A 12591-nucleotide genomic window follows, 5' to 3' on the forward strand; every position below is an offset into this window, starting at 1 on the left:
TAGGCTTGCCTTAGCTTAGGCTTCCTGTTCGAGTCGATCCATCGCCGCTCGAAGGGAACCTGATCATGCCCCGCCCCCTGCGGGTAGCCATCGTCGGAGCCGGCCCCGCCGGGATCTACGCCGCCGACGCCCTGCTCAAGTCCGACGTCGCCGCCGAGCCCGGCGTCTCCATCGACCTCTTCGAGCGCATGCCGGCGCCGTTCGGACTGATCCGTTACGGCGTCGCCCCCGACCACCCCCGCATCAAGGGCATCATCACGGCCCTGCACCAGGTGCTCGACAAGCCGCAGATCCGGCTCTTCGGCAACGTCGACTACCCGACCGACATCAGCCTCGACGACCTGCGCGCCTTCTACGACGCCGTGATCTTCTCGACCGGCGCCACCGCCGACCGCGAACTGCCCATACCCGGCATCGACCTGGACGGCTCCTACGGCGCCGCCGACTTCGTGTCCTGGTACGACGGCCACCCGGACGTGCCGCGCACCTGGCCGCTGGAGGCGGAGAAGGTCGCCGTGCTGGGCGTCGGCAACGTCGCCCTGGACGTGGCGCGCATCCTCGCCAAGACGGCGGACGAGCTGCTGCCGACGGAGATCCCGCCGAACGTCTACGACGGCCTGAAGGCCAACAAGGCGCTGGAGGTCCACGTCTTCGGCCGCCGGGGCCCGGCACAGGCGAAGTTCTCCCCGATGGAGCTGCGCGAGCTGGACCACTCCCCCACCATCGAGGTCATCGTCGACCCCGAGGACATCGACTACGACGAGGGCTCGATCGAGACCCGGCGCGGCAACAAGCAGGCGGACATGGTCGCCAAGACCCTGGAGAACTGGGCGATCCGCGACGTCGGCGACCGGCCGCACAAGCTGTTTCTGCACTTCTTCGAGTCGCCCGCCGAGATCCTCGGCGAGGACGGCAAGGTCGTCGGCCTGCGCACCGAGCGCACCGCCCTGGACGGCACCGGCAACGTCAAGGGCACCGGCGCGTTCAAGGACTGGGACGTCACCGCCGTCTACCGCGCGGTCGGCTACCTCTCCGACAAGCTGCCCAAGCTGCCCTGGGACATCGAGACGGGCACGGTCCCGGACGAGGGCGGCCGGGTGATCCAGGAGACCGGCGAGCACCTGCAGTCGACGTACGTCACGGGCTGGATCCGGCGCGGTCCCGTCGGTCTGATCGGTCACACCAAGGGTGACGCCAACGAGACGGTCGCCAACCTGCTGGACGACTTCGCCAACGGCCGGCTGCACACGCCCGCCGCGCCCGAGCCGGAGTCCGTGGACGCCTTCCTGACCGATCGGAACGTCCGCTTCACCACCTGGGAGGGCTGGTACAAGCTGGACGCGGCCGAGAAGGCGCTGGGCGAGCCGCAGGGCCGTGAGCGCGTGAAGATCGTGGAGCGGGAGGACATGCTGCGGGAGAGCGGCGCGTAGGAACTCCCCCTGCGGCGGGCCCGGGAGCGGTGCTTCCGGGCCCGCCGTCGTTCAGCCGCCGTGCCGCCGCAGCAGGACGCGTCCGCTCGCACCCGCGAAGAGCAGACCGGCCACCATGCAGACCAGGCTCAGCGCGGGACCGGAGTCCCAGTCGACGCCGGTGGCGCGGAAGACCAGGACGACGGTGAGGGCGGCCCCGGTGGCGGGCAGCGAGAGCAGGGCCGGGCGGGTGCGGTGCAGGTCGTCCTCCGCGAGGGCGCCCAGGACGCCGACGCCGAGCGCGAGCGCCCACACGCCGAGGGCCTGGGCGTCGAGGCGGTTGAGCTCCCACGGCACCAGGTCGCCCCAGAAGCCGGGGCGGACCAGCAGTCCGGTGCCGATGCCGAGCCAGGAGGAGCCGAGCACGGCCAGTCCCGGTTTCGCCCAGCCGGGCAGCGGTGCTGTGCGCGGGGCGGGCGGTCCGGCGGGCGTCAGATGCTGGAAGGCGAGCAGGATCAGCGCGGCCACGGTCAGCAGGCCGAGGGTGAGCAGCCAGCCGAGGCTGAACAGGACGGCGACGATGGTGCCGCCCTTGGCGAGGCAGAGGTGGCCGGCATCCAGCAGGCTCACCGCGAACAGGCCGGTCAGGACGATCGCCATCGGGTGGACCAGCGTACGCACCTCGTGCCAGCGCTCCGCCGCGCTCACCTTGAACAGGGCCGGGGACGTGCCGAGCATGGCGGCACCGACCAGGCCCTGGCTGAGCGGCTCGGGCGAGGGCCAGGCGCCGAAGACGTGCCCGGTCAGGGCGACGGCGGTCAGCAGCCCGCCGGCGAGGAGGCTGATCAGGGCGACGACCGTGGCCAGCATCGCCACCCCGGCCGTCAGCGGACGGCCGTACCCCGTGGCAGGGGCGGGAGTCGAGGGGTTCGGCAGGGCGGTTTCCGGCCGCGCGTGGGCCGGCGGGTCGGTCTCGCTGTCCTCGTGGATCTGCATGGCGGCTTCCGTTCCTCGGGGGCCGGTACGGCGGTCAGGCGACGGGCGACGACACGCCGACCGGCGGGACGCGGTCGGCGGCCGAGGCCCGCTTGAGCAGTTCGCGGGCGTACAGGACGCGCAGGCTGACCACGGCCGTCGCGGCGAAGGCGAGCAGGCCGCAGCCGACCGCGGCGCCCGCCGACAACGCCGTGTACCGGGTGAGGCCGAGGCCCCGTTCCAGCACCGGCACCGCGCCCGCCGACACCGCCGGCGCCAGGCACAGGGCCGTCAGGTGCAGCCGCCACTCCTCGCGGGCCCAGCCGCGCCCCGCCCGCCCGGCGCGGTGGGCGCAGACGGCCATCACGGCGTACGCGGCGGCGTACGGCAGCAGGTAGGCGACCAGCAGACGGCGGCCCGCGGCGCCGAAGTGCAGGTAGGACACGGTGATCCAGGCCAGCCCGGCGGCGCCCGCGAGGTGCGCGGCGGCGGTGACCGGCAACGGCGTCCACGAGCCGCGCACCCCGGGGACCTGTGCCCGCCGGTCGAGCGCGCGGGAGGCGATCAGCGCGCCGAAGACGACCAGCGAGCCGAGATGCTGGATCGCCACGCGGTTGATCTCCGTCATGGGCAGCCCCGGCATGATCCAGGGCAGGGCGCCCCACTCCAGGCGCAGCAGCGGCGCGGTCATCAGGTAGCCGTAGCACAGCAGCATCCACCGCTGGTGCAGGTCGCGGTGGCCGCCGACGGCGGTGAGGACGCCGAAGGTCACGCTGAGCACCGTGCCGACGAGGATGGCGGCGAGCACGATCCAGAAGGCGGCTCCGCTGAAGGCGTCCTCGGGCGCGGTGCGGGCCAGGTAGACGGCGGCGCCCGCCATGGAGGCGTACACCGTCGCCGCGAACAGCACCCCCAGCAGGCGGTGCAGCCGGGTGCGCCGGCGTGCGGCGGTCAGCAGCTGCGCCGGCCCGAGCAGCATCAGGACGCCGCCGAGGACGGAGTGCAGGATCATCGGCGCGAGGCTGTGCCGGTAGGGCCCGATCCGGGTGGCCAGGGCGTCGGCGACGTAGCGCGGCGAGACGGTGCGGGCGAGCAGCCACTCGCCGAACGCGGGCGCGCCGGGGCGGGCGTAGGGCCACAGTTCCGTCATCGCCACCGGCGCGTACGCCACGCACACGGCCGTCACGGCGACGGCGGCGATCCGGCGCCAGGTGCCCCTCGTTGGACGACGCACGACGACTCCCTGCCCGTGGCCGCGACCCGGCCCCCGATAGTCTCGTCTGGACTATCGAGACGGTAGGGCGGGTCCGCCGCCGGGGTCAACGGTCTCGATAGTCTTTATTGGACTATCCGTCGACGGGGAGCGGCTCAGGCGTCCGGAGTGCGGTCGTCCCGGTGTTCCACCCAGCGCCAGAAGTCGACCATCATCCGCTCGTACCGGATCCCGAACTCCAGCGCCTCACGCTGGCCGGGGGTGAGCAACTCGCCCACGCCGTCGGCGAGTTCCTCGTACTCGCGCAGGGTGCGAAGATGCTCGCCGACCTGGGTCGGCGCGAGGACCTCGGGCCGGCCGCCGAACCAGAGCTTGAGGATGCCGCGCTCACGGGCCTCGACCGGCACGAACTCCGGGTCGGCGAGCCACCCTTGGAGGGCGGCCCGGCCGGTGTCGGTCAGCGCGAGCACCCTGCGGCCCCGGCCGCTCTCCCGGCGTACCTGCGTCAGCAGGCCCGCCTGGAGCAGACGGTCGCACTGCGCGTACACCTGCGCGTGGGGCACGGACCAGAAGGGCGCCACCGTGCGGGCCGCCTCCACCTTCACGTCGTACGCGCTCGCCTCGCCCAGCTTGTCGATGATGCCGAGCACGAGATACGAGGAGGTGGTCAACCGGGTGTCGGACATGGGGCGACCGTATCGTCCGGGCAGGTCGGCGTGCGCACGCGAACAGGACCCGCCCCGAAGCGGATGGTGGGCGGGTCCTGTTCGAGGCGCCATTGTGACGGCGGTGACCGGCCGGGAGGCACGAGTGAACCACCGTGACCGCAGGTGCCCTCCGCGCACCCCGAGTGCGCGGCGCACATCCTGTGCGCGCCACCCCGGGTGATCCACGGCCGCGGCGGACATCCATACTGGTGTACGCACGTGCCCCCGCCACCAGATGGACTCATGCTCTCCTCTCCGACCGTCCGTCCCCCGATTCCGCCCACGGTGTGGCTCGCCCGCGGCCGCCACGCCGGAGCCGACGCACCGGACGTCGTCCGGCGCACACTGCGGCGGCACAAACAGAACGCGGTCATCGACGACCACATGGAGCCGGACGTCCCGGACGACGCGCCGTACGTCTTCGAGGCGCGGTGGAAGGCCGCCGGGACGGTGACCGTGCGGGCCCGCCTCACGCTCGCCCGCGAGGGCGACGACGGCCGGGAGTGGCGGCTGATGGCGGAGGCGGAGCGCGCCTGGGACCAGGACTGGCCCTCGCCGGCCACCCTGTTCTGGCCCGACGACCCGGACGTCGAGTGGGACCACGAGCCGACGACGGGGCTGCGCCTGCGGGACGTCAACCGGCTGCCCACGGAGGACAAGGAGATACGGCGTCTGCTGCGCGCCTGCGTCGGCGACGGCTGGCGGCTCAACGTCGTCGTCCACGAGGCGATGACCCCCGACGAGCGCGGCCGGCGTCCGCTCGGCCCGCTGCTGCCGCCGAGCCTGCGGCACCGGGTGCTGGAGCACCGCGCCGCCCCCGACCAGCTGCGGGTGGTGAACTGGGCGCTGCGCGAGTTCGACGTGGAGGTGCCGCGCGGCGGTGCCGTCCTGCTGCCGCCGCCCGAGCTGCCGTCCGGCTTCGACGCGGGCGACTTCGCCGTCCGCACCGTCTTCCTGGACGGCTCACGGCCCGCCGAGCTCGTCGACGCCCTGACGCGTTTCGCCGCGCTGCCGCCGCCGCTGCCGGACGGCGCCGAGGAGGTCCTGACGGCGCTGCGGGAGGACTGGCACCTGACCACGCTGGAGGAGGAACTCGCCCGCCAGCGCAGCCTGGTGGCCATGTACGCCGAGGCGCTGGAGGCGATGACGAAGTCCCGGGACCTGTACCGGGAGGCCGCCGAGCGCGCGCACGAGGCGCTGGCCGTCTACCGCGAGTCCGCCGCCGAGCTGCCCGCCCCGCGCGAGGCGCCCGCGGCCGCCGAGCCCGCGCCCTCCCCGTTGCAGGCCCTGACCCGCACCTTCGAACGCCTCAGGCTCCCCGGGAAGGGCCGCCGCGACCACGAGGGATCCGGCGGGTAGCCACGGCGGGCGTGTCGGGCCGCGCAGGATGGATACGCGGGACGGACACGACGTCCCGTCCGGAAGGCATCGACGCCATGGACCACAAGAGCACACGGTGCGAGACGACGCTCAGGGTCAACGGCAAGCCCCACACGCTCACCGTCGACACCCGGCGCGTCCTGCTGGACCTGCTGCGCGAGGATCTCGGCCTGTGGGGCGCGAAGAAGGGGTGTGACCACGGCCAGTGCGGCGCCTGCACGGTCCTGGTGGACGGGCGGCGGATGAACAGCTGCCTGCTGCTGGCGGTGACGCTGGACGGCTGCGAGATCACCACCGTCGAGGGCCTGGGCGGCGACGGGGAGGGACCGCACCCGCTGCAGCGGGCCTTCCTGGAACGCGACGCCTTCCAGTGCGGCTACTGCACCCCCGGCCAGCTCTGCTCCGCGGTCGGCGCGCTCGCCGAGGCGGCGGCAGGGCACCCCTCGCACGTGACCGACCCGGCCACGCCGTCCGGCCGGCCGGTGCCGCTGGGCCGGGAGGAGATCCGCGAGCGGCTCAGCGGCAACCTGTGCCGCTGCGGCGCCTACCCGCGCATCGTCGACGCCGTCGAGGACGTGATCCGGTGAAGACCTTCGACTACGTACGCCCCGCGAGCGTCGAGGAGGCCGCCGAGGTCTGCGCCGCCCACCCCGGCGCCCGCTACCTGGGCGGCGGCACCAACCTCGTCGACCTGATGAAGCTCGGCGTCGAACGGCCCACGGTGCTCGTCGACGTCGGCCGGCTGCCCCTGGACGCGGTGCGGGAGCTGCCCGACGGCGGACTGCGCGTGGGCGCCATGGTCCGCAACAGCGACCTGGCCGCCCACCCGGCCGTCCGGGACCGGTACCCGGCCGTGTCCCAGGCCCTGCTGGCCGGCGCCTCGGGACAGCTGCGCAACGCCGCCACCACCGGCGGCAACCTGCTCCAGCGCACCCGCTGCCCGTACTTCCAGGACCTGTCCAAGCCGTGCAACAAGCGCGAGCCCGGCAGCGGCTGCGGCGCCCGCGACGGCGTGCACCGCGACCACGCCGTGCTCGGGCACTCCCCGCACTGCATCGCCACCCATCCCTCGGACCTGGCCGTGGCGCTGGCCGCCGTCGACGCGGCGGTCGAGCTGTACGGCACCGAGGGCGCCCGGAGCGTGCCGGCGGCCGACTTCCACCGGCTGCCCGGGGACCGTCCGGAGTTGGACACCGTGATCCGGCCGGGCGAGCTGATCACCGGCGTGCTGCTGCCCGCGCGCACGGCCGGGGCGCCCTCCGCCTACCGCAAGGCACGTGACCGGGCCTCGTACGCCTTCGCACTGGCATCCGTCGCCGTCGTCGTGCGGGTGCGGGACGGCGTCGTCGATCTCGCCGGGATCGCGTTCGGCGGGCTCGCGCACCGGCCCTGGCGGGCCCGGCGGGCCGAGGAGGCGCTCCTCGGGGCGGCCCCGACGCGCGCCGCGTTCGAGCACGCCGTCGACCTCGAACTCGCCGAGGCCCGCCCGCTGCGGGACAACGCCTACAAGGTGCCCCTCGCGCGGGGTCTCGCCCTCGACGTCCTGACCCGGCTCACCGCGTCCGAGAGGAGCTGACATGGCCGGCACCAGCACCTCCCTGGGCGCTCCCGCCGAGCGCCGCGAGGGACGCGAGAAGGTCACCGGCACCGCCCGCTACGCCGCCGAGCACCCCTTCTCCGGCCGCGTCCACGCCTGGCCGGTGCCCGCCGCGATCGCCCGCGGCCGGGTCACCGGTGTCGACACCGCCGCCGCCCTGGCGCTGCCCGGCGTGCTGACGGTGCTCACCCACGACAACGCGCCCCGCCTGGCCGAACCGGACGACGCCACCCTGGCGGTGCTGCAGAACCCGCGTGTGCCGCACCGCGGCTGGTTCGTCGCGCTGGTCGTGGCCGAGACCCTGGAGGACGCCCGCGCCGGGGCCGGAGCCGTCCGCGTGGGCTACGCGGCGGAGGAACCCGACGTGACCCTGACCGCCGCGCATCCGGGGGCGTACGTCCCCGAGACGGCCAACGGCGGCTACCCGGGCAGCACCGAGCACGGCGACCCCGAGGGCGCCTTCGGCTCGGCGGCCGTCCGCGTCGACGTCGCCTACCGGGTGCCCCCGCTGCACAACCACCCGATGGAGCCGCACACCAGCACGGCCCGCTGGGAGGGCGACCGGCTCATCGTGCACACCTCCAGTCAGGGCACCACCTTCGTCCGCGACACGCTGGCCGCGCTGTTCGGGCTGGAGCGGGAGCAGGTCACCGTGGCCGCCGAGCACGTGGGCGGCGGCTTCGGCTCCAAGGGGACGCCCCGTGCCGACGTGGTCCTCGCCGCGATGGCCGCCCGGCACACCGGGCGGCCGGTGACCGTGGCCCTGCCCCGGCGCCACCTGGCGGCCGTGGTCGGCCACCGCGCGCCCACCCTGCACCGGCTGCGGCTGGGCGCCGGCGCCGACGGCCGTCTGACGTCCCTGATCCACGAGGTCACCACCCACACCTCCCGCGTCAAGGAGTTCGTGGAGCAGGCCGCCGTGCCGGCCCGCATCATGTACGCGGCGCCGCACAGCCGTACCGTGCACCGCGTCGCGGCCCTGGACGTGCCCACCCCGTCCTGGATGCGCGCACCCGGCGAGGCACCGGGCATGTACGCGCTGGAGTCCGCCATGGACGAGCTGGCGGGCGAACTGGGCATGGACCCGGTCGAGTTGCGGATCGTCAACGAACCGGACGCCGAGCCCGACAGCGGCAAGCCCTTCAGCAGCCGGCACCTGGTGGAGTGCCTGCGCGAGGGCGCCCGCCGCTTCGAGTGGTCCCGCCGCGATCCGCGCCCCCGCTCCCGCACCGCCGGACCCCTGCTCCTCGGGACGGGCGTGGCCGCGGCCATGTACCCCGTGCTGGTCCGGCCGTCCACCGCTACGGCGCGGGCCCTGCCCGACGGCACGTTCGTGGTCCGGATCAACGCCGCCGACATCGGCACCGGTGCCCGTACGGTGCTCGCGCAGGTCGCCGCCGACGCGCTCGGCGTCCCCCTGGACCGGGTGCGCACCGAGGTCGGCTCCAGCGACCTGCCGGCGGCCTCGCTGGCGGGCGGCTCCTCCGGTACGGCGTCCTGGGGCTGGGCCGTCCACGAGGCGTGCGCCCGGCTGGCGGCACGGCTCGCCGAAGACACGGACCCGCTGCCCGGTGAGGGCGTCGAGGTGCGCGCCGACACGGCGGGGCGGGCCGACGCCGACAGCCCCTGGTCGCGCCAGGCCTACGGGGCGCACTTCGCCGAGGTGGGCGTCGACACGGTGACCGGCGAGACGCGGGTACGGCGTCTGCTGGGCGTCTTCGCCGCCGGGCACATCCTCAACGCCCGTACGGCGCGCTCCCAGTTCGTCGGCGGCATGACCATGGGGCTGGGCATGGCGCTGACCGAGGGCAGCACCATGGACGCGGCGTTCGGCGACTTCACCGAGTCGGACCTGGCGTCCTACCACGTGCCGGCCCACGCCGACGTGCCCGACATCGAGGCGCACTGGATCGACGAGGAGGACGGCGAGCTCAACCCGATGGGCAGCAAGGGCATCGGCGAGATCGGCATCGTGGGCACGGCGGCCGCGATCGGCAACGCCGTGCACCACGCCACCGGCGTCCGGCTGCGCGAACTGCCGCTCACCCCGGACCGGGTGCTGGCCGCGCTCACCGGGTCGTAGGCTCAGCCGCGGCCCCGGCGGGGCACCGCGAGCGGCCGGGCCGGCACCTGCGCCCGCGCCGCCCGGGTCAGCGGCGGCTGGGTGGCGAGGCGGACCAGCAGGGCCGTCAGCGCCGCCAGCGAGGCGCATACCGCGGCCAGGCCGGCGGCCCAGGCCGGGGCGAGCGTCAGGTCCAGGGCCTGCGACACCCGCGCCGAGTGGAACCGGCCCTCGTACAACTGGCCGGCCGCGAGCAGCGCCGGCACCACCACCGCGACGGCGAGCACCGGCAGGGCCGGCCGCCGGGTCAGCAGCACCGCCAGCACCGCGCACAGGACGGACACGCCGAGCAGGGCGCCGTAGGCCGCCGCCGGCGCGCCGTCGCGGCGCAGCGGGAACCAGAGCATCGCGCACAGCAGCAGCGCCCCGGCCGCGATCAGCGAGGGCCACGACAGGCGTCGGGGGGCGGGCCGCTCCGGCGGCCGGGCCAGGCGCCGCGGCGCGCGGCTGTCCTCGTCGACGGGGTCGACGTGCTCCGGCTCGGTGAAGGTGGTCATGGGATCGGCTTCCGGCGGGGGGAGGGGATCGTCGTGCACCTGAGCGTCCCGTTCCTCGCTCAGCCGTCCGATCAGTTCCACCAGTTCCTCGACGGGCCGTGCGGTGGCCGCCGCACGCGCCGCCTCCTGTCCGCAGTGGGGTTCCACCGACGACTGGTGCAGGAGCCCCATCAGCCGGGTCACCTCCTCCACGGGGCGGAACTCGGCCGCGGCGCGAATCGCCTCGTCCGCGCTGTCGGCATCCCGCGGCGGCCGGGTCAGCAGGGCCACCAGCCGGGTGACGTCCTCGACCGACCGGTCCACGCCGACCGCCCGCAGGGCGTCGACGGTGGCCCGCGCGTACTGCGGGGACTCCTCCAGCAACGTGATCAGACGGGCGACCTCCTCCAGAGGCCGGTCGGCCACGGCGGCGTGCACCAGGGCGCTGACCGGATCGCCTTGAACATCGGATATGGACGGTTCGTTCTCATACAGTGGCGAATCGGGTGATGAAGAGCGCATGCTCATCCTCGGCTCCATGGAAGAAGTGCGACAGCTCGCGCGGCCCCCGACGTCCTTACGCGACGTTACGTGGACCATTACTAAGCGCAGTCACCGCGCCCTGCCACTCGGCTTGGGCCACGCGTATGAAGTCCACGCACGGCCTCCTCACAGGTCCGCCGGGTACGTATGACAGCCGGATGCGGGCATCCGAGAAGGGGGCGGGCCGCTCGGCGCGCCGGACGGAGGTGGACCCGTGGATACGACCACAACGGTGATCGCCGTCGCCGCGGTGCTCGCCGCGGCCGTGCTGGCGGTCGCCGTCGTCGTGTGCGTACGCCTGGTGCGCACCCGGCGTCACCTGCTGCGGGCGGGACTTCCGGCCGGTCCGCGCTGGGTCTTCTGGGGTGCCGTCCTGTATTTCGTGCTGCCGACCGACCTGTTGCCCGACCCGGTCTACCTGGACGACATCGCCGTACTCCTTCTCGCGCTGCGCACCCTGCGCAGCAACGTCGTCAGCCCCAAAGGGGACGAATTCCCCCTTGATTACGGAGAGTAAGGAAACCAATCACTCGTTCGATTCGTATAAGTGACTGGAAGGGCAAGGCAGTCGGCGGACCGGGCGGCACACGAGGGTGAGCACCGCCTGGTCGGCGCAGCACCGACGAGGGAGAGACCATGCAACCGTTCGCGCTCAACTACGCACGTCCGGCGGTGGAGTTGGAAGCCACGACTCCATACGTCTACGACGCCGGGCGGCAGTTGAACGTGCTGCGGGACGGCCGGGTGGCCGCCTGCGACCTGGCTCTGCTCAGAGAACTGGGCACCACGACCTCCACGGCGGGTTCCAAGACGCACTTCGACGACTGAACGCGGAACCGCCGACGATGACCGTACTGATCCTGACCTCCGAAGAGGACGTCACCGCCGACATGGTGGTCGTACACCTGAACGCCACGGGCGTCCCCGTGGTCCGGCTCGACCCGGCCGACCTGACCGGCGGCGTCGCGCTGTCCGCGGAGTACGTGCACGGATCCTTCCGCGGCCATCTGCAGTCCGCCGGCCGCCTGGTGAGCATCTCGGGACTGCGCTCGGTGTGGGTGCGCAGGCCCGGCCGGGCGGCCGCACACGCTCCCGAGCCCTCCGCATGGCTGACGGAGGAGTCCTCGCAGGCGCTCTACGGCATGCTGCGCGGCTCGGACGCGCGCTGGATGAACCATCCCGACGCGGCCCGCCGGGCCCGTCACAAGCCCTGGCAGCTGCGCCACGCCCAGCGCTGCGGGCTGCCCGTGCCGGCCACCCTGATCACGACCTTCCCGCAGGCGGCGCGGGACTTCGCGGAGCGCTTCCCGGACCTGGTGGTCAAGCCGGTCTCCGGGGCGCATCCGCAGGATCCGCCGCGCGCGGTGCCGACCAGCAGGGTCGCGCCGGACACGGACTTCTCCGCCGTCGCCTTCGGCCCGACGCTGCTGCAGCGGCGCGTCGCCAAGCGCGCCGACGTCCGCCTGACCGTGGTGGGCGACACCCTGCTGGCGGCCCGCAAGGCGACGGCCGCGGACGAGGACGAGGTGGACGTGCGGTTCACCTCGTCCGACGTGCCCTGGCGGGCCGCCGACGTCCCGCCGCGGGTGGCCGACGCGGTCCGCGCCTACGTCCGGCAGGCCGAACTCTCCTACGGCGCCTTCGACTTCGCCGAGGACGCCGACGGCACGTGGTGGTTTCTGGAGTGCAACCAGTCGGGGCAGTTCGGTTTCGTGGAGGTGGAGACCGGTCAGCCGATCGCGCGGACCATCGCCGAGTGGCTGGCCCGTCCCGGCCCCGAACCGACGACGGAGGTCAGCGGCACGAGTGCGACGGTGGGGTGAGACCGGTCAGTGCGGAAGCGAGCCGGGCAGCAGGGCCGTACGCTGCCAGCCCGCGCCTGGGGAGGCGGGGCGGTCGGCGGGCGGCAGATGGCCGGGGGACTGCAGCGGTCGCATGACGTACTCCAGTTCCCGGCTCACGCGCTCGGCCTCCCTGCGGGTCTGAGCGGGGACGTCGCCGCGCTCGGCGACGAGTCGGTCGTAGATGGGGGAATCCTGGAACACCCGTCAACGCGCCTTTCGTGTCGCGGCCCCGTGCCAGGGCCCGGCTGACGAGTGTATGCGCCGCGGCAGACCCGGGTGTGGATTCCGCCAGAGGGCTTGACGTCCGTGCGGGGCCTGTGTCCGG

At 73.9% G+C, this 12591-nt stretch carries 13 protein-coding genes; 8 read left to right on the forward strand and 5 right to left on the reverse strand.

Annotation, left to right across the window (positions count from 1 at the left end; genetic code table 11):
• Positions 1–65 precede the first annotated feature (65 nt).
• Positions 66–1430 carry an FAD-dependent oxidoreductase gene (locus ACYF6T_RS00005; RefSeq protein ID WP_461692296.1) on the forward strand — a complete coding sequence of 455 codons (1365 nt, stop codon included), beginning with the start codon at positions 66–68 and terminating at the stop codon, positions 1428–1430.
• Between the two features lie 51 nt (positions 1431–1481).
• Here ACYF6T_RS00005 and ACYF6T_RS00010 read toward each other — a convergent pair whose 3' ends face one another.
• From ACYF6T_RS00010 to ACYF6T_RS00020, 3 genes are all read right to left on the reverse strand, one after another.
• Positions 1482–2405 carry a hypothetical protein gene (locus ACYF6T_RS00010; RefSeq protein ID WP_461692297.1) on the reverse strand — a complete coding sequence of 308 codons (924 nt, stop codon included), beginning with the start codon at positions 2403–2405 and terminating at the stop codon, positions 1482–1484.
• A gap of 34 nt (positions 2406–2439) precedes the next feature.
• Positions 2440–3618: a DUF2306 domain-containing protein gene (locus tag ACYF6T_RS00015; RefSeq protein ID WP_461692298.1), complete on the reverse strand. Its 1179-nt coding sequence runs from the start codon at positions 3616–3618 to the stop codon at positions 2440–2442.
• A gap of 134 nt (positions 3619–3752) precedes the next feature.
• On the reverse strand, positions 3753–4283 hold the full coding sequence (locus ACYF6T_RS00020; RefSeq protein ID WP_461692300.1) for a PadR family transcriptional regulator: 531 nt from the start codon (positions 4281–4283) through the stop codon (positions 3753–3755).
• A gap of 264 nt (positions 4284–4547) precedes the next feature.
• On the opposite strand from ACYF6T_RS00020, the gene ACYF6T_RS00025 reads away from it, so the two are divergent.
• The 4 genes from ACYF6T_RS00025 to ACYF6T_RS00040 all read left to right on the forward strand — a co-directional run bounded on the left by ACYF6T_RS00025 (position 4548) and on the right by ACYF6T_RS00040 (position 9364).
• Positions 4548–5663, forward strand: coding sequence for a hypothetical protein (locus tag ACYF6T_RS00025; RefSeq protein WP_461692301.1), 1116 nt, complete (start codon positions 4548–4550; stop codon positions 5661–5663).
• Between the two features lie 77 nt (positions 5664–5740).
• Complete coding sequence (locus ACYF6T_RS00030; RefSeq protein WP_461692303.1) at positions 5741–6271, forward strand: (2Fe-2S)-binding protein; 531 nt, start codon at positions 5741–5743, stop codon at positions 6269–6271.
• A complete protein-coding gene (locus tag ACYF6T_RS00035) occupies positions 6268–7260 on the forward strand; it encodes an FAD binding domain-containing protein (RefSeq protein WP_461692305.1) in 993 nt (330 codons plus the stop codon). Before ACYF6T_RS00030 ends, ACYF6T_RS00035 begins: the two co-directional genes overlap by 4 nt.
• Before the next feature lies 1 nt (position 7261).
• Positions 7262–9364 carry a xanthine dehydrogenase family protein molybdopterin-binding subunit gene (locus ACYF6T_RS00040; RefSeq protein ID WP_461692307.1) on the forward strand — a complete coding sequence of 701 codons (2103 nt, stop codon included), beginning with the start codon at positions 7262–7264 and terminating at the stop codon, positions 9362–9364.
• Positions 9365–9366: 2 nt separating this feature from the next.
• Here the strand turns inward: ACYF6T_RS00040 and ACYF6T_RS00045 are convergent, their stop codons facing one another.
• Entirely contained in the window at positions 9367–10305 is a 939-nt protein-coding gene (locus ACYF6T_RS00045) for a hypothetical protein (protein ID WP_461692310.1), read from the reverse strand.
• Between the two features lie 331 nt (positions 10306–10636).
• Here ACYF6T_RS00045 and ACYF6T_RS00050 point away from each other — a divergent pair, with 331 nt between their 5' ends.
• The 3 genes from ACYF6T_RS00050 (at position 10637) to tgmB (ending at position 12245) form a co-directional block, all read left to right on the forward strand.
• Positions 10637–10939 carry a YkvA family protein gene (locus ACYF6T_RS00050; RefSeq protein ID WP_461692312.1) on the forward strand — a complete coding sequence of 101 codons (303 nt, stop codon included), beginning with the start codon at positions 10637–10639 and terminating at the stop codon, positions 10937–10939.
• 119 nt (positions 10940–11058) lie between these two features.
• Positions 11059–11250: a putative ATP-grasp-modified RiPP gene (gene tgmA, locus ACYF6T_RS00055; protein ID WP_461692314.1), complete on the forward strand. Its 192-nt coding sequence runs from the start codon at positions 11059–11061 to the stop codon at positions 11248–11250.
• Between the two features lie 17 nt (positions 11251–11267).
• On the forward strand, positions 11268–12245 hold the full coding sequence (gene tgmB / locus ACYF6T_RS00060; RefSeq protein WP_461692315.1) for an ATP-grasp ribosomal peptide maturase: 978 nt from the start codon (positions 11268–11270) through the stop codon (positions 12243–12245).
• Between the two features lie 6 nt (positions 12246–12251).
• Here the strand turns inward: tgmB and ACYF6T_RS00065 are convergent, their stop codons facing one another.
• Positions 12252–12467 (reverse strand): hypothetical protein, encoded by a 216-nt coding sequence (locus tag ACYF6T_RS00065; RefSeq protein WP_461692316.1) that lies wholly within the window; start codon positions 12465–12467, stop codon positions 12252–12254.
• Positions 12468–12591 lie beyond the last annotated feature (124 nt).

This window comes from Streptomyces sp. 7R007, from assembly GCF_054850255.1.